Origin of the sequence: Salipiger thiooxidans, assembly GCF_900102075.1 — a bacterium.
Classification (GTDB): domain Bacteria; phylum Pseudomonadota; class Alphaproteobacteria; order Rhodobacterales; family Rhodobacteraceae; genus Salipiger; species Salipiger thiooxidans.
In genome coordinates this window covers 47,348-64,084 of the sequence record NZ_FNAV01000014.1, presented here as the reverse complement: position 1 = coordinate 64,084, position 16,737 = coordinate 47,348, and the positions used below count along the sequence as shown (strand labels likewise).

Annotated in this window: 15 protein-coding genes, 1 pseudogene and 1 other annotated feature; of the genes and pseudogenes, 10 read left to right on the top strand and 6 right to left on the bottom strand. The window is 67.1% G+C overall.

What is annotated here, in order from left to right; all coding sequences use genetic code 11:
- Positions 1–325 precede the first annotated feature (325 nt).
- The 4 genes from BLQ77_RS19925 (at position 326) to BLQ77_RS19915 (ending at position 5,146) form a co-directional block, all read left to right on the top strand.
- Positions 326–1,399, top strand: coding sequence for a YcjF family protein (locus BLQ77_RS19925; RefSeq protein WP_089962430.1), 1,074 nt, complete (start codon positions 326–328; stop codon positions 1,397–1,399).
- Positions 1,386–2,954, top strand: coding sequence for a GTPase family protein (locus BLQ77_RS29890; protein ID WP_207545863.1), 1,569 nt, complete (start codon positions 1,386–1,388; stop codon positions 2,952–2,954). Before BLQ77_RS19925 ends, BLQ77_RS29890 begins: the two co-directional genes overlap by 14 nt.
- A gap of 980 nt (positions 2,955–3,934) precedes the next feature.
- Positions 3,935–4,096 carry a hypothetical protein gene (locus tag BLQ77_RS28880; protein ID WP_165617159.1) on the top strand — a complete coding sequence of 54 codons (162 nt, stop codon included), beginning with the start codon at positions 3,935–3,937 and terminating at the stop codon, positions 4,094–4,096.
- Between the two features lie 645 nt (positions 4,097–4,741).
- Complete coding sequence (locus tag BLQ77_RS19915; RefSeq protein ID WP_131822043.1) at positions 4,742–5,146, top strand: VOC family protein; 405 nt, start codon at positions 4,742–4,744, stop codon at positions 5,144–5,146.
- A gap of 341 nt (positions 5,147–5,487) precedes the next feature.
- On the opposite strand, the gene BLQ77_RS19910 is transcribed toward BLQ77_RS19915, so the two are convergent.
- The 5 genes and pseudogenes from BLQ77_RS19910 to BLQ77_RS19895 form a co-directional block, all read right to left on the bottom strand.
- Positions 5,488–5,931 carry an acetyltransferase gene (locus BLQ77_RS19910; RefSeq protein ID WP_089962421.1) on the bottom strand — a complete coding sequence of 148 codons (444 nt, stop codon included), beginning with the start codon at positions 5,929–5,931 and terminating at the stop codon, positions 5,488–5,490.
- 91 nt (positions 5,932–6,022) lie between these two features.
- Positions 6,023–6,523, bottom strand: a pseudogene (locus tag BLQ77_RS29985) (DDE-type integrase/transposase/recombinase); the annotation flags it as partial.
- Positions 6,490–6,680: a sequence feature (AL1L pseudoknot), on the bottom strand. (Overlaps the previous pseudogene by 34 nt.)
- Entirely contained in the window at positions 6,626–6,859 is a 234-nt protein-coding gene (locus BLQ77_RS29980; RefSeq protein ID WP_207545862.1) for a hypothetical protein, read from the bottom strand. Its footprint overlaps the feature before it by 55 nt.
- A 30-nt stretch (positions 6,860–6,889) precedes the next feature.
- Positions 6,890–7,210 carry a DUF1330 domain-containing protein gene (locus BLQ77_RS19900; RefSeq protein ID WP_089962418.1) on the bottom strand — a complete coding sequence of 107 codons (321 nt, stop codon included), beginning with the start codon at positions 7,208–7,210 and terminating at the stop codon, positions 6,890–6,892.
- 150 nt (positions 7,211–7,360) lie between these two features.
- Complete coding sequence (locus BLQ77_RS19895) at positions 7,361–8,161, bottom strand: class I SAM-dependent methyltransferase (protein ID WP_089962416.1); 801 nt, start codon at positions 8,159–8,161, stop codon at positions 7,361–7,363.
- 140 nt (positions 8,162–8,301) lie between these two features.
- On the opposite strand from BLQ77_RS19895, the gene BLQ77_RS19890 reads away from it, so the two are divergent.
- The 6 genes from BLQ77_RS19890 to BLQ77_RS19865 all read left to right on the top strand — a co-directional run bounded on the left by BLQ77_RS19890 (position 8,302) and on the right by BLQ77_RS19865 (position 14,383).
- A complete protein-coding gene (locus BLQ77_RS19890) occupies positions 8,302–8,994 on the top strand; it encodes a winged helix-turn-helix transcriptional regulator (protein WP_089962414.1) in 693 nt (230 codons plus the stop codon).
- A 438-nt stretch (positions 8,995–9,432) separates the two neighbouring features.
- Positions 9,433–10,416 (top strand): TRAP transporter substrate-binding protein, encoded by a 984-nt coding sequence (locus tag BLQ77_RS19885; RefSeq protein WP_008887352.1) that lies wholly within the window; start codon positions 9,433–9,435, stop codon positions 10,414–10,416.
- Positions 10,417–10,488: 72 nt separating this feature from the next.
- Positions 10,489–11,091, top strand: a complete 603-nt coding sequence (locus BLQ77_RS19880; RefSeq protein WP_089962411.1) for a TRAP transporter small permease — start codon at positions 10,489–10,491, stop codon at positions 11,089–11,091.
- Positions 11,088–12,368, top strand: a complete 1,281-nt coding sequence (locus tag BLQ77_RS19875; protein ID WP_207545861.1) for a TRAP transporter large permease — start codon at positions 11,088–11,090, stop codon at positions 12,366–12,368. The genes BLQ77_RS19880 and BLQ77_RS19875 overlap by 4 nt, the downstream gene beginning before the upstream one ends.
- 49 nt (positions 12,369–12,417) lie before the next feature.
- Positions 12,418–13,605 (top strand): CaiB/BaiF CoA transferase family protein, encoded by a 1,188-nt coding sequence (locus BLQ77_RS19870; RefSeq protein ID WP_089962406.1) that lies wholly within the window; start codon positions 12,418–12,420, stop codon positions 13,603–13,605.
- Positions 13,598–14,383 carry an enoyl-CoA hydratase gene (locus BLQ77_RS19865; protein ID WP_089962404.1) on the top strand — a complete coding sequence of 262 codons (786 nt, stop codon included), beginning with the start codon at positions 13,598–13,600 and terminating at the stop codon, positions 14,381–14,383. The genes BLQ77_RS19870 and BLQ77_RS19865 overlap by 8 nt, the downstream gene beginning before the upstream one ends.
- Positions 14,384–14,447: 64 nt before the next feature.
- Here BLQ77_RS19865 and BLQ77_RS19860 read toward each other — a convergent pair whose 3' ends face one another.
- Complete coding sequence (locus tag BLQ77_RS19860) at positions 14,448–16,727, bottom strand: NADP-dependent malic enzyme (protein WP_089962401.1); 2,280 nt, start codon at positions 16,725–16,727, stop codon at positions 14,448–14,450.
- Positions 16,728–16,737: the final 10 nt, after the last annotated feature.

The window sequence follows — 16,737 nt, the reverse complement described above, 5'->3', positions numbered from 1 at the left end:
TCATCATGGTCTCCTTGCCTCAAATTTGGCGAAGACGGCGTCTTGGGCAAATGGGAACACCTAGTTTCGAGAAGTCGCTCAATATGGCGCAGGAGGCGTCACGCTGCTGGCCGTTTCCCGGTAAACTGCGCGACTTCAGTCGGACTGCTTGGCGCGCCTTGGGATTCGCAAGCGCTGTGTCGTCACTGTATCGAAGGCGGTGAGAGCAAGATGTCACGCCCGAAGCGATCCGCTCAGCCACTCCGACAGATCATGTTGAAATGAGCGGCTTTTTGGCGGAACGTTCCGGCAAGGCGGACGAGGCGAGCCGCGGATCGGAACCGAGATGCTGAACCGACTATTCAGGCGCTCCAGGCGTCCAACACCCGAGGGAAACGACGAGATCGTGCTGCCGGTGGTCTGGCTGCTGGGCAAGACCGGCGCGGGGAAGTCGTCGCTGGTCGGGGCCCTCACCGAGCAGTCGGACGTCGAGATCGGCAACGGGTTCCAGCCCTGCACACGCACCGCACGCAGCTACGATTTTCCGCCCGAACAGCCGCTCGTGCGGTTCCTCGACACCCGCGGCCTGGGCGAGGCGGGTTATGATCCGGCCGAGGACCTCGCCGCCTGTCTTGACCGCAGCCACGTGCTGCTGATCGTCTGCCGGCTCGACGATCCGGTGCAGGGCATGCTCGCCGATGCGGTCTCGGACATCGCCGGTTCGGACAGCCGGATGCGCGCCATCCTCGTGCTCACCGGCAAGGATCTGGTGCCCGACCCGGATGCGCGCGAGCGCGCCGAGCGCACCATTGCCGCGAGGATGAACCGGGCTGCCGGGCGCGAGCTTCCCGCGGTCAGCCTCTCGCTGGCTCCGAGCGAGGCGACCGATGTCGAGGGGCTCGACGCGCTGAGGGGACACCTGCTCGAGGCACTGCCGGCGGCGGGGCTGCTGCTCGAGAAATCCCGCGCCGGCGACGCAGAGCATCTGGAATTCCAGAGGCACAAGCGCTGCGTCCTGTCCTACGCCGGTGTCGCGCTGACCAGCGATCTCGCGCCGGTCGTCGGCCTGGTGGCGGTGCCCGCGACGCAGCTCAAGATGCTGCACGAGCTGGGCCTGCGCTACGGGGTGAAATGGGATCGCAAGATCGCCGCGGCCTTCCTCAGCACCATGGGGGTCAGCGTCGGCGCGCGCTATGCCACGAACTTCGGCCTGCGCGAGCTGGCGAAGCTAATTCCGGTCTACGGCCAGACCGTGGGGGCGGCCACCGCGGGGGCGATCAGCTTCGCCACGACCTACGCGCTCGGCCGGGCCGCGGCCTACTATCTCTACCGGAGCGCGCATGGCAGTGCGCCCAGCGAGGAGGAACTGCGCAAGGTCTACCAGCGGGCGTTCAGGAGGTCTTCGGATGAAGCTGACTGAGCGCCTCCGCCCGGCGCTGCTGCGCTGGGACCGCCTGCTCGCAGTCATCGCCCTCGCGCTGCCCTTTGTGGCCTCGATGCTCGCCGGCTTCGCATGGATGGTCGAACACGGCTGGCTGATCGAGTTCATCGTGGCCTCGATCTCGCTCGGGGGGCTGGTTGCGCTCATCCGGCTCACGCGGCTCTGGATGCGGGGGCGCGAGGCCGGGCGGGCGCCGCGCCCCGACCAGCTGCACGCGCGGGTCGATCCGTCGTGGAACGCGCCCGAGGTCGCCGCCTTCGAGGCCGCGCAGCTGTTTATCGAGGAAAAGACCTCGGGTCCGCTGCCATGGGACGAGCTGCAGCCGATCGCGCAGGAGGTGGTGCGCCGCGTCGCAGAGGCCTCGGGCAAGGGCGACAGGGGCGTGCTCGACTTCACCGTCCCTGAGGCGCTGCTGCTCATTGACCGTGTCGCCGTGCGCCTGCGCTCGGACATCCGCGACAAGGTGCCGTTCTCGGACAGCATCTCGGTGGGCACGCTGCTCTGGCTCTGGCGCCGCCGCGACGTCGCGATGAAGGTGACGAAGCACGGTTGGAACGCATGGCGGGTGATCCGCGCGGTCAAGTCCCTGCCCACCGCCGTCCTGCGCGAGATCGAGGGGGTCATTGCCGAGGGCCATTCCTCCTTCGTGACCAGCGAGGGCACCGCGATCCTGCAGGCGCTGCTGCTCGAGGAGGTGGCGGCGGCGGCGGTCGAGCTCTACTCCGGGCGGCTGCGCTTTTCGGATTCCGAGCTGCTGGACCTTGGCCTCGCCTCGAGCGATCTCGACCGGGCGCGGCTGGCGGCCAGCGACATGCCGCTGCGCATCGCTGTCGCCGGGCAGATCAGCGCCGGCAAGTCGAGCCTCGTGAACGCGCTGCTCGGCACCGATCTGGCCGAGGTCGACGTGATCCCCACCACCGACGCGCCCAAGACCTACCCCACCGATTTCGAAGGGGTCGAGACAATGCTGCTCGACATGCCCGGACTCGATGGCTCGTCGCGGCTCGCACGGAAGGTGGCGGACGAGCTGGCGCGCGCCGACCTCATCGTCTGGACCGTGCGCGCCAACCGCCCCGCCCGCGAGATCGACCGCGCCACCATCGCGATGCTGCGCGGGATCGTCTCGGACGATCCGCGGCGCCGGATGCCACCGGTGGTGGTGGCGGTCTCCTGCATCGACGAGTTGCTGCCGACATGGCCCTTGCCCGAGGGCCATCTCACCGGCGACGCCATGCAGCGCATCACCGAGGTCGTCGCGGCGGTGCAGACGGACATTGCCGATGCACGTGCCACCGCCAACACCATCCCCGTGGTCCTCACCGAGCCCGACTGGAACGTCGACCGTCTGCGCGCCCGCATCGACAGCCTCATCGGCCCTGCGCTCGACACCCAGCGAAACCGGCTGCGGATCGAGGCGCGGACGAGCGGCGTGCGGAAGGAAGCCAGCCGCGCCGGTCGCGGCCTGCGCGGTGCGCTCACGGCGTTCGGGCGGAAGTACACGCACGGAGACGATGCGGGGAACGGGGAGGACTAGACCGCAGGTCCGGAGAGCCTGGCGCCGGCCTTCCTGCTGCCGGTGCCGGATCGGGCTGAGGTCCAGCCTGGCGCGTAAGAGGCGCGAGACGGTGCTGGCTTCGCTGAAACCGAGATCGAGGGCGATGCCGGTGATCGGTCGGTCGAGGTGGTCGCGCAGGATGGCGGCAGGGCCGGGGTCGGCCTGCGAATTGCGCTGCTCGGGCAGTTCGGCGGAGAACGAGACCCCGGTCTCGTCGGCGGCGACCCGGACGCTGTGCCCCCCCGGGACTCGAGCCGGCGCAGACGCTGCGCGGGTCGGGCGAAGCTGAGCGTTTCCAGATGCCACGCCGTGCCGCATCGCCGCCGCGCGTCGTTGAGGATGATGCCGGTCGCGAACTCGGCGTCCTGCGGCCAGTCATAACCCGCGTCGCCGCGGCCCTCATAGGTCACCAAGGCGGCGACACCCGGTGTCGGAACACTGCGGCCTGCGGGACAGCTCACCGCCAAAGGCCGGGAGATAGTCGTCGAAGCCGGAGCCTACGGATGTGATCAGTTGCGCTTGCTTCGCCACGGCCTGTTTGTCTCGCCGGATGCGGCAGCGGCGCCGCGTTTGCTCGTGTCCGGGAAAAGGTCTGAGGCGGGCACATCTTCTGCCAATCGCCAACGCCCGGATGTGACCAAGCGTCAGGAATGAGGCGCGTCCGGTCAAGAAATCCATGCAAGCCGCAGGTTTACCACGCAGAGACATGACGCGGCCGGCGCACCCCGCGGGCCAATGACAGTCCGCGCGGATCACACTGACCGGGGGCCGGGACAGGCGCGAGACGGGGATTGCACGGCGACCACGGACAGCTTCAGGCGCGCAGATAGCAGGGCAGGGCGGTCTCGGCCGGGGGCTTCTTCTTCCCCATGCTGCTGCCCGCCGCCCGTCCTGCCCGAGATCTCCGGGCGCGGCGTCGTGGCCGGCACCAAGACCTTCAAGACCGCGGGAGCCATCTCATGGCTAACCTGACGATTGCCAACCTTCACAAGGACTTCGGCGAGACCCGGATCCTGCACGACATTGACCTGAACCTCATCGACAGTGAGTTCGTGGTCCTCGTCAGCCCCTCGGTCTGCGGCACGTCCCCCCTGCTGCGGAGGATCGCGGGTGTTGGATGACACTCATTATTACAGTGGATACCGTAAGAGGCCCGAGGTTCCCGGAGGACGCCGAAAGGCTATGAAATCAAGGCGCTGAGGGGGGGGCGCCGGGGGCGTCGCAAGGTCGATCGAGTTTTACAGCAGGGCGGCAAACTGGGCCGAATGAGGCGATCTGGGCTGTTCGGCCGACATTTCGGGGCGTCGTGGGCAGGGTTGCGCAAGCCCTTGTGAATTAGCGTTTAAGGGGCTCTGGAGAGGGCGTTGAAGGGCCCGTTTGAGGCGTTCGCGATGTCCAGGAACTGGGACCCACCCCGCCCACTTTTCCATCAGCCGTCCCACTTGGGGATTTCTCAAACGATGAGAGTCACATGGGTTGGTATACACCTGCGTGGCGGTTTCCGCCAAGTGGGACCCGTTCAAGTTGCGGAAGTCCAAGCTGCTGGTTTCTGTTCAATCGCCGAGTTGGCGTTCGTGGTGAGCATCAGCTGCCTATCGCGCCGTCTTTGCGGGCGAAAAATGCTGATGGTGGGCGCATTGGTTGTCTCGTGCTCGAATACGTCGTCAGATAGCAAACGCGTCAGGTTGCCCGTACTGGCACGGGTTCATTCCGGACCTGAACTCACGAGGTGAGCGGGTTCTTTCAGGAGCTTGGGATTGGTTGCGATGAACGAAACGCTGGCAGGTCAAGTGGAATGCTACGGGGTCATACTGTTTACCGAGAAGTTTGACGAATGCGTCGCGTTCTATCGTGAAAAGCTCGGCCTACCTTTGTGGTACGAGAAAGAGGGGCTTTGCTGCCTCCGCTTCGGGGCCGCGTACCTCATGATCGAGAGCGGAGGCGCCGCCCAAGACCGACGGAAGAACCGGTCCGAGAACCCGACCGTCATACGATTCAATGTCCCTGACGTCGCCGCGGCAGCGATCATGTTAGAGGCCCAGGGCATCGATGTTGAAACGAAGCATCACAGCTGGGGCGTCACTGGTTCCTTTACCGATCCAGACGGAAATGTCTGTAGCCTGAAGAACGCCGACGACCCCTTTTTCCATGACACGCAGAAAGTACCGTGAGTGATTACTTTGGCCTCTCTCTTGCCGTGGGCTCCATCATGCTCCATCGACAGCGTTGAGAGCTGAAAAGAGGCCAAGGTAATCACGCGGCGCAAAGGCGCTGCATACCGGCGGCCTATCTGCCGGGCCTAACATCTTCAGCGTTACAGACATGCCTGGTGTCGGCCCAATTCGGCCGTCCGAAGCAACCGCCTGTACCGCAGCGCAGCGTCGCCGAAGCGGCCATTCATCCACGCCGCAGCATTTCCAACGACCCAAGGTCGGCAGTGCGGACCTTCCCGTCATTCGCCACACGAGGACGAGAAACGCAGTGTCCGACAGCAAGGCGACGGGGCCGCCGCTCACATTTGTGACTGATGCCGCAAATGTATGAGTGGATAAGGCCTCCCCTGACCATCATGGGAAGACGTTCCGGTGCGGACGAAACCGACATGCTCATAGAACGCGAGCGCCTCTGGGTTTTGTTCGTTCACATCGGTTGTCAGCTCAGGATGGGCGGCGATGGCTCGCGATATGAAGGCTTTGCCGATCCCCTTTCCATGTTGATCCGGGTCAATAAACAGTGCCTCGAGGTGCCCGTCATGCACGAACATGAACCCCTGCGGCGTGTCGTCGGCACCGACCGCAAGTTGCAGGCTCAGCTGTGGGAAGAGCTCCATAAGCTTGGCCTCAATGGCAGAGCTGTCGACGGGCGCAAGGAAGTGATGAGTGGCGTCGACCGCCCGGCGCCATATCTCCATGACGCGCGGTAAGTCCTGATCTGTTGAGGGTCTGAAAGTAAGCATGGAGCCTTTTACATAACCGTCCAATTCTCCGCAAAGTGAACCGCGCCGGGTTTTCCGGAGGCTGATTTGGGTTAGTTACGCGGCTATGTCTTCAGTTTCCAGAGCGGCGTAGAAGTTTGCCTCTGCTTCCGCCGATCGGCTCGAGCAAGCGGCGGTTGTTGAACCAGTCGACCCATTCGAGGGTGGCATATTCGACGGCCTCGACGTTGCGCCACGGCCCACGACGGTGGATGACCTCGGCCTTGAACAGGCCGTTGATCGTCTCGGCCAACGCGTTGTCGTAGCTGTCGCCGACGCTTCCCACGGATGGTTCGATGCCGGCCTCGCCCAGCCGCTCGGGGTAGCGAATGGACAGGTATTGCGACCCGCGGTCGGAATGGTGGACGAGCCCCGCGCCCTTGACCGGGCGGCGATCATAGACAGCCTGTTCGAGGGCATCGAGCACAAAGCCTGGGCGCGCGGTCTGGCTCGCCCGCCAACCGACGATCCGGCGTGCGTAGGCGTCGATGACAAAAGGTGAGGGCCTGCCCGCCTCGCCAGGTGATCGTAGTAGGTGGATGGGGCGATCGGCAGAACTCTGCAGATCGGCTCGACCCCGTGCGCCTCACGCTGATCGTCCCTCTCGGCGTTTGCAAGCAAACGCCTGCCGGCAATGGCGGAACCCGACCATCACTTCGACCGGCGGTCGAGCATTTCAGGCAGCGCTCGAAGCGATGCCGCTGCTGCCTTCGATCATCGCAAAATATGCGCTCGCCTTGCGCAAGATCTCGTTTGCCTGGCGCAGCTCCCGGTTCTCCCGTTCCAGCGCCTTCATCTTCTCTGCCATGTCGGGCGGGATGCCCGCGCGCTTGCCGCTGTCGACCTCGGCCTTCTTGACCCACTCGTTCAGGGTCTGCGGCGCACTGCCGATCTTCGCGGTAATCGACATGACTGCTTGCCAGCGCGATCCATGCTGAGCCTAGCCCGGCAGAAGCGCGGCGGGCGGGTGCTTGCAGCCCTCGATCCAGAGCGCGGCGCCCGAGGTCGCGTCGAGGCGCAGCTTGCGCAACGGCGCGTATTCCTCGGAATGGTACCAGCCGTCGAAGGCGATCCGCGACGGGAACTCGAGCAACACCGGCGTGCCGATTCTCCATGTCCCCTCGACCACGTCTGCGGGCCCGCCCAGCACGAGGTATCGCCCGCCATGCGCCTCGACGGTGGCAAGCACGCCTGCGCGGTATTCGGCGAGCTTCTCCGTGTTGCTCACATCCCTGATGTCGACAAGAAAATAGACGGTCATTCCGGCGCCCTCCCTGGCCCATGCGGGCCCGGGTGCGCTCCTCCGGCACGGCGGGCCCTGAGTCCCTTCAGGATCGCCCCGATGGCCGCATCTGGCAAGGCCGGCGCCTTGGATGAGCGGAGCCCGGCAGGCTGCACCAGCGCGGGCGCGTCACGGGCGCCGCGCCTTCACCGCCCAGGCCCGGGCGCGCAGGGCCACAGACCCTTCCGGTCCCAGCTGGCTTTCCAACAGCGATTTCAGCGCCCTGCGGTCCTCTTCCGGCAGGCTGAGGCAATAGCCGGGCGCGGGGCCGGCGCCGAGGGTGAAGGGCTGCCAGAAGGCTTCGAACCCGGGAAAGGGCGTATCGATCTCGATGACGGTGATCTCGGCGTCCCCGATGCCCGCGTCGGAGCAGAGCGCCGCCAGCCCGTCGGCGTTGCAGAAGGGGAAGCGCGCCCCCTCGTCGAGCTCCGCGGCCTTGGGATCGAGCGCGGCGGCGGCCTTCCAGAAGGCGTCGATGAAGCCGATGCCGCCGCCCGGGTAGTCCCAGACATAGAACGAGAGCAGCCCGCCCGGGCGCAGAACCCGCAGCATCTCGGCCAGACCCGCCACGCGATCCGGCACGAAGTTCAGCACCAGCCCCGAGGTCACCACGTCGACGCTGCCATCCCCTGCGGGCAGCTCTTGCGCCGCGGCGGTCTCGAAGCGTGCGCGCGGGTCGTCGATGGCCTGCCGCGCGTGGGCGACGAACGCGGCCGAGGCGTCGGTCGCGAGGATCGTCCGCGGCGCGCACCGCTCGAGGATGGCAGAGGTCAGCGCCCCCGTCCCGCAGCCGAGCTCGAGCCAGTCGGCGCCCTCCGGCGCCTCGAGCCAGTCGAGGAACCGCGCCGCGACGAGGCGGCTCCAGCGGCCCATGTAATGCTCGTAGCTCTGCCCCGCCGTCCAGGCGTCGAACTTGGTGTCGGTGTCCATGGTCGTCCCCTCCCTTGCCCGTGCCGGGCCCGTCGCTGGCCCGGCCCAAATGGAGGCCCCATTGTCGCCCGGGACAAAACCCGATCAAGTTCAGAAAATGAAGTTGAGCGTCGGCCGGGTGCCACGGTAGCCTTCGACACATGGGCACACGTCAGGGATACGGTCAGTTCTGCCCGATCGCGCGGGCGTCCGAGGTGCTCACCACGCGCTGGACCCCGCTCATCGTGCGCGAGCTCTACTTCGGCAGCAGCCGCTACGCCGATCTGCGCCGGGGCCTGCCCCGGATCTCCAGCGCCCTGCTGTCCCAGCGCCTGAAGGAGCTCGAGCAGGGCGGCATCGTCACCTGCATCCCCGCCGAAACTGGCAAGGGCAACGTCTACGGCCTGACCGAGGCCGGCCGCGCGCTGTTCCCGGTGCTCGAGAGCATGGGCCGCTGGGCACAGGCCCACAGCCGCGACGACATGACGAAAGACGAGAATCTCGATCCCGACCTGTTGATGTGGAACATCCGGCGCCGCGCCACGCACGAGGGCATCCCGACCGACCGGCAGTTCACGGTCTGCTTCCATTTCCTCGGCGTGCCCGCCCGGACGTCCCGCTTCTGGCTGCTGTTCCGCGACGGCGAGGTCGAGATCTGCCTGCGCGACCCGGGCTATGACACCGACCTGACGGTCACCGCCGGGATCCGCACGATGACGCGGATCTGGCTCGGCCACCTGCCGCTGGAGGCGGCGCTCCGCGGGCGCGACATCGTGCTCGAAGGCGACCGGCCGCACGTGGCGGCCTTCTCGCGCTGGTTCTCGCTGAGCGCGCTGGCCGTGCGCGACGGCTGAGCCGTCCTGACCCCCCCTTCCGACGTCAACGACGCGCCGGAGAAACGGTCGCAGCGAAGGCTGTGGGGCAGGGGCGGTCAAGTTTCAGTTGACCAATACATACTTAATACAATATTCAGAATGCAATTCGGAGGGCGAACAAGAGGAGTGAGTCCATCCGGAGCGAACGGGAGAGAAGACCGGACGCCGCATCCCGCGGCGCCGAGAGGCAACTGCACATTTCATGTGAAGACTCGCCGGGGCGGCTGACGTTCCGGTGCCTGTGACGGCACGCCTGCCGTTGCACATCATTCGAGTTCTGCCCCGGGGTCGGGCAAGACGCCGCCCGGTTCGGGGCATGTGTCGCCACAGGCGGCACAGACCGCGCACGCCTTCGTTGCAGGGCTGCGCACTGGCGTCCTGCGCGGTGAAAGACCGCATCCATGGGAGGAGAAAGTCATGAAACGTCGTAACCTGCTGGTCGGAGCCCTCGTGGCCAGCCTCGGCCTTGCAACAGCCGCCGCGGCCCAGACCGAGATCAAGTTCGGGCACGTGGGTGAGCCGGGCTCGCTGATGGACCTCAGCGCCACCGAGTTCGCCAAGCGCGCCAACGAGAAGCTCGGCGATCAGGGCAAGGTCATCGTCTACGGCTCGAGCCAGCTCGGCAATGACAAGGCAATGCTGCAGAAACTGAAGCTCGGCACCGTCGACCTGGCGCTGCCGTCGAGCATCATGTCCACGATGGTCTCCGAGTTCGGGCTCTTCGAGATGCCCTATCTCGTGCAGAGCCGCGAGCACATGGCCAGGATCAGCGAAGAGATCGTGATGCCGACGCTTGTGCCCAAGGCCGAAGAGGCCGGCTACCACGTCATCGGCGTCTGGGAGAACGGCTTCCGCCAGATCACCAACAACCGCCGGCCCATTGTCACGCCCGCCGACCTCAAGGGCATCAAGCTGCGCGTTCCGGGCAGCGAATGGCGCGTGAAGATGTTCGAGAGCTACGGCGCGAGCCCCAGCCCGATGGCCTTCTCCGAGGTGTTCGTGGGCCTGCAGACCGGCGTGATGGACGGGCAGGAGAACCCCTACGCCCAGATCTACCCGGCGCGCTTCTACGAGGTGCAGAAGTACCTCTCGATCAGCAACCACGTCTACACGCCGGGCTACGTGACCGCCGGCCGGTCGTTCTCGAAATTCTCGCCCGAGGTGCAGCAGATCCTGACCGAGACCGCGCAGGAGATGCAGCCGGTGGTCTACGAGATCGCCGCCCGCCTCGACACCGAGCTGCTCGGCAAGCTCAAGGAAGCGGGCATGGAGGTGAACGAGGTCGACCTGCAGGCCTTCATCGACGCCTCGGCCCCGGTCTACGAGGAGTTCGCCAACAGCGTCGAAGGTGGTGCCGAGCTGGTCGAACAGGCCCGCAACCTCGCCCCCGCCACGAACTGAGCCTGACGTCGCGGGGCCGGCGCCGAGGGGTGCCGGCCCCGTGGCACGTAGCGAATTCCCCCGGAGAGACACATGCTATCGCTCAACAGCCTGAGACAGGGGTTCGAAACCCTGCTCGAGGTGATCACGGCCGCCATCGTCGCGGCCCTGACCATCCTTATCGTCTGCGGAACCCTCTTCCGCTACGCCGGCAGCCCGCTGGTCTGGTATGACGAGGTCGCCTCCATCGGCCTGGTCTGGATGACCTACTTCGGCAGCGCGCTCGCCGCGCTGAAGGGCGCGCACATCGGCTTTCCCGGCGTCGTCAACGCGCTTCCGCCCAACATGCGCGTCGCCGCCACGGTGTTCTCCGAGGCCTGCGTCTTCCTGTTCTTCGGCCTCATGGCCTATGCCGGGCTCGAAGTGCTGCTCATTCTCGAGGGCATGACCCTGGTGACGCTGCCGGCGGTCTCGGTGCAGCTCACCCAGTCGATCATCCCACTCGGGGCCGTGCTCTTCATGCTGGCCGAGGCCTTGCGCCTGCCGGAAGTGATGCGCGATGCCCGCGGCTCGGGCTTCGTCGACCACGAGGTGCGCGAGGCGCTGGCTGAGCTCGAGGCCGAGCAGGACGAGGGCCCCGCCCACGAGACCCACCGCGCCGCCCACGGCGAACCGCGCCTCGGAGACGCGTCATGACCATCGGCTACATGCTTTTCGGGCTCTTCGGCCTCTCGCTTCTGAACGTGCCCATCGCCGTGGCGCTGGGTCTGGTCGCCATCGCGGCGGTGGTGACGGTGCAGGGGGCGGACATGCTGCCCAACCTCGCGCTCACCATGTTCGAGGGTGCCTCGAGCTTCCCGCTGCTGGCGATCCCGCTCTTCGTGCTGGCGGGCGCCATCATGAACGCCTCGTCGATCTCGAAGCGGCTGATCGGTCTCGCCTCGGCGCTCGTGGGCTTCATCCGCGGCGGGCTTTCGTTCGTCTGCATCGGCGCGTCGATGTTCTTTGCCGAGATCTCGGGTTCTGCGGTCGCGGGCGTCGCGGCGCTTGGCTCGATCCTGATCCCGGCGATGCGCAAGAAGGGCTATTCCAAGGAGTTCTCTGCGGCGATCTGTTCCTCGGCCTCGAGCCTCGCGATCATCCTGCCGCCGTCGATCCCGATGATCCTCTACGCGGTGATGGCACAGCAATCGGTGGTGAAGATGTTCGTCGCGGGCTTCGGCCCCGGCATCGTCGGTGCCATCTGCCTTGCCATCGCGGCCTACATCCAAGCCCGGCGCTACAACTTCCCCGTGGAAGAGCGCTTCAGCGCCCGCAACGTCTGGGTGAAGCTGAAGGAAGCGGGCTGGGCGCTGATGCTGCCCGTCATCATCCTCGGCGGCATCTTCGGCGGCATCGTGACCGCGACCGAAGGTGCGGGCCTCGCGGTGGTGGCGGCACTGTTCATCTCGGGCGTGATCTACCGCGAGTTCGACATCAAGGCGCTCTACAAGGCGCTGGTCGACAGCGGGCTGCAGACCGCGGTGGTGATGCTGCTGGTGGCGGCGTCGTACCTGATCGGCGGTTTCCTGACCGAGGCACAGCTTCCGCAGCAGCTGGCGCAGGCCATCGGCGGCGTGACCGAAAACAAGTACCTCATTCTGCTGATGCTCAACTTCGCCTTCCTCGCGCTTGGCATGTTCCTGCACTCGGCCGCGGCGATCATCCTCGTGGTGCCCATCGTCATGCCGATGGTGCTCGCCGCGGGCATCGACCCGGTGCACTTCGGCCTCGTGGTGACGCTGAACCTCGCCATCGGGCAGCAGACGCCCCCGGTTGCCTCGGTGCTCATCGCGGCCTGCTCGATCGCACGCGCCGACATCTGGGCCACGACCAAGGCGAACCTGCCCTTCATCGGCGCGCTGCTCGCGTTGCTGATCATCTGCACCTACTTCCCCGGCATCTCGCTGGCACTGGTGAACCTCGTCTACTGAGCGGGCCGGCCTCGGCCCCCTCACACATTCAACTCCGGAGGAGATATCCATGAGCCAGTCCAAGACGCCGCTTCCGCTCGAAGGCATCCGCGTGCTCGACGTGAGCCAGGTGATGGCGGGACCCTTCGCCTGCATGCTGCTGGGCGACCTCGGCGCCGACGTGATCAAGGTCGAGCCGCCCACCGGCGACCAGACCCGCAGCTCCATGGGCTTCAAGCTCAAGGGCGACGACAGCCTCGGCTTTCTCAACATGAACCGCAACAAGCGCTCCATCGTGCTGGACCTGAAGTCCGAGGAAGGGCGCGAGACCTACCTGCGCCTCGTCGAGACCGCCGACGTCATCGTCGAGAACTACCGCCCCGGCGCCATGGCCCGCATGGGGCTCGATTACGAGACCATCAAGGCGGTGAACCCCGGCGTGATCTACGCCAGCATCTCGGGCTTCGGCCAGTCCGGCCCGTGGTGGAAGCGCCCCGGGTTCGACCTGATGGCGCAGGCGGCCTCGGGGGTCATGTCGATCACCGGCGCCCCCGACGGGCCGCCTGCGAAATCCGGTGTGCCGGTGGCCGACATCGGCTGCTCGCTCTTTGCCGTCTACGCCATCCTCAGCGCCTATATCGGGCGACAGACCACCGGGCAGGGGCAATTCATCGACGCCTCGCTCTACGAGGCGGGGCTGTCGTTCGCGGTCTGGGACATCTGCGATTTCTGGGGCACCGGCAACGTGCCGCAGCGCATCGGCACCGCCAACCGCATGGCGGCACCCTACCAGGCGGTGCGCGCCAAGGACGGCCATTTCGTGCTGGGCGCCAACAACGACCGTGCCTTCCGCAAGCTCTGCGAGGTGATGGAGCGCCCGGACCTGCCGGTGCATCCGCTGTTCGAGACCAACGCCCTGCGCCTTGCCAACCGCGATGCGCTGATCGCCGAACTCGAAACCACCTTCACCGGGCAGACCCGCGAGCACTGGGTCGAGACGCTGCTCGAGGCGGGCATCCCGGCGGGCTCGATCCTCGATTACGCCGAGGCGCTGGACAATCCGCACGCGGACGAGCGCAACATGGTGATGCCGATCCAGCACCCCGTCGAAGGCGAGGTCAAGAACATCGGCTTCCCGGTCAAGCTGCGCGGTACGCCGCAGCAGGTGCGCCGCCACCCGCCGCTGCTCGACGAGCACCGCGACGAGATCCTGGCCGAGCTGCGCAGCCTCGGCGAAAGGCAGGTGTCCAATGGCTGACACGCTGCACAGCCGGGGCGACGTGCGGCTGGCGGTCGAGGCGGGCGTGGCGACCGTCACCTTCGACCGGCCCGAGGCGCGCAACGCCATGACCTTCGAGATGTACCGGCAACTGGGCGAGATCTGCGATACGCTCGAGGCCCAGCCCGACCTGCGGGCCATCGTCTTCCGGGGCAGGGGCGCCGCCTTCGTGGCGGGCACCGACATCTCGGAATTCACTGCCTTCGAGCGCGGCGAGGACGGCGTCACCTACGAAAAGCGGATCGACGCCGCCATTCGCCGGGTCGAGGCGCTGCCCGCGACCACGCTCGCGGTGGTGGACGGCCCGGCCATGGGCGGGGGGCTGGTGATCACCGCCGCCTGCGACCTGCGCATCGTCACCCCCGAGGCGCGGTTCGGCGTGCCCATCGCGCGCACCGTGGGCAACTGTCTGTCGCAGGCCAACGTCGCGCGGCTGGTCCGGGCCTTCGGCGAGGGTCCGGCCAAGCAGATGCTGCTGCTGTCGCTGGCGCTCGACGGCGAAACGGTGCACCGGCTGGGCTTTGCCACCGCCTGTGTGCCCGCCGACGCGCTCGAGGACGAGGTCGCGCGCACGGTGGACAGGCTCTGCAAGGCCGCGCCGCTGACCATCGGCGCCTGCCGCGAGATGTTCCGCAATCTTGTGGGCGACGTCCCCGACGATGCCGCGACCATCGCCCGGATCTACGGAAGCCGGGACTTCCGCGAAGGCGTCGAGGCCTTCCTCGGCAAGCGCAAGCCGGTCTGGTCCGGGACCTGACATCCCAAGAAAAATCGAGCAGCCCGCGCGCCGTCGGCCTCAGAGCCGGCGGCGCGCTTTCGTTTCAGCCGTAGCTTGCCACGTCGGCGCTGGCGAGCGTCGCGATGTTGATGAGCCCGCGCTGGGTCACCTCGGGGGTCACGATATGGGCGCGGTTGCCCATGCCCATCAGGATCGGCCCGACCTCGAGCCCTTCGGCCACGCCCTTGAGCAGGTCCCGCGCCGCGCCCGCCGCGTCGGTGTTGGCATAGATCAGCACGTTGGCGCGCCCCGTCAGCCGGTTGCCCGGCAGCAGCCGCTCGCGCAGCTCGGGGTTCAGGGCAAGCTCGGTGTGCATCTCGCCCTCGTATTCGAAATCCACGCCCTTGGCGTCGAGGATCGCCAGCGCCTCGCGCATTGCCATTCCCGAGCGGCAGTCGAAATTGCCGAACTGCGAGCGCGAGCAAAGCGCGATGCGCGGCTCGATCCCGAAGCGCCGCACGTGCCGGGCGGCGGCCTCGACGGTGCGGGCAAGCGTGGCGCCATCGGACTCGAAGCTGACGTGGGTGTCGGCGATGAACAGCGGCCCATCATCGAGGATGATGAGCGACAGCGCCCCAGCGGGCGACAGGCCACCGGTCTCAAGAACCTGCCGGATGTAGTTGAGATGCCATGAATATTGCCCGAAGGTACCGCAGATCATGCTGTCGGCATCGCCCCTGCGCACCATCAGCGCGGCAATCGCGGTGGTGTTGGTGCGCAGGATGGCGCGGGCGAGGTCCGGCGTCACCCCCTGCCGCTTCATCAACTCGTGGTAGTCGCGCCAGTAATCGGTGTAGCGCTCGTCGCTCTCGGGGTTCACGATCTCGAAGTCGCGCCCAGGCACCACCGGCAGCTCCATCTGGTCGAGCCGCTGCGCGATGACGTCCGGGCGGCCCACGAGGATCGGCGTGTGGATGCCGTCCTCGGCCAGCCCCTGCACCGCGCGCAGCACCCGGCGATCCTCGCCCTCGGCAAAGACGATGCGCCGGCGCGAGCGGCGCGCCGCCTCGGTCACGCCGCGCATGGTCAGCGACGAGCGGAACACCTGCGCCTCGAGGCTCTCGCGGTAGGCGTCGAGATCCAGCGGCCGGCGCGCCACGCCGCTTTCCATCGCGGCGCGCGCCACGGCCACGGCAATGGTGGGCAGCAGCCGCGGGTCGAAGGGCTTGGGGATCAGGTAGTCGGGACCGAAGCTCAGCGTCTCGTCCTGGTAGACCTCGCCCACCTCGGCGGTGGTGGTCTGGCGGGCAAGCGAGGCGATGGCGTCGACGCAGGCGAGCTTCATGGCGTCGTTGATCTCGGTCGCCTCGACGTCGAGCGCGCCCCGGAAGATGAACGGGAAGCAGAGCACGTTGTTGACCTGGTTCGGGATGTCCGACCGGCCGGTGGCGATCATCGCGCCGGGGGCGGCGGCGCGGGCAAGGTCGGGCATGATCTCGGGCACCGGGTTCGCGAGCGCGAGGATCACCGGCCGCTCGGACATGCCCGCGACCATCTCGGGCGTGAGCACGCCGGGTCCCGAAACGCCCAGCACCATGTCGGCGCCTGTCAGTGCCTCGGTCAGCGTGGTGCCCTCGGGCGCATGGGCGAAGCGGCGCTGCTCGGGGGCGAGGTCGTCGCGGCCCGGGTGCAGCACGCCATCCTTGTCGAAGACGGTGATGTTGCGCTCGGGGATGCCGAGATTGGCAAGCATCGCGAGGCAGGCGGTGCCCGCAGCCCCCGCGCCGATGCCCACGAGCCGCACCGCCGACGGCTCCTTGCCCGCGATGTGCAGCGCGTTCTGGGCGGCGGCGGCGACCACGATGGCGGTGCCGTGCTGGTCGTCGTGAAACACCGGGATGCCCATGCGCTCGCGGCAGATCCGCTCGACCACGAAACAGTCGGGCGCCTTGATGTCCTCGAGGTTGATGGCCCCGAAGGTGGGTTCAAGCTTGCAGACCCAGTCGGCCAGTGCCTCGGGATCGGTCTCGTTCACCTCGAGATCGAAGCAGTCGATGTTGGCGAATTTCTTGAAGAGCACCGCCTTGCCCTCCATCACCGGCTTGCTGGCCAGCGCCCCGATGTTGCCGAGCCCCAGCACCGCGCTGCCGTTCGAGACCACCGCCACGAGGTTTCGCCGGGCGGTGTAACGGGTGACCAGCGACGGGTCGCGCGCGATCTCCATGCAGGCATCGGCGACGCCCGGAGAATAGGCCCGCGACAGATCCCGCGCCGTGGCCATGGGCTTGGTCGCGCGGATCTCGAGCTTACCGGGGGTGGGGAAGGCGTGGTAGTCGAGCGCGGCCTGCTGTTCGGGCGGGGGCGTGGTCTTGTCGAGGGCCATGGGTGTCTCC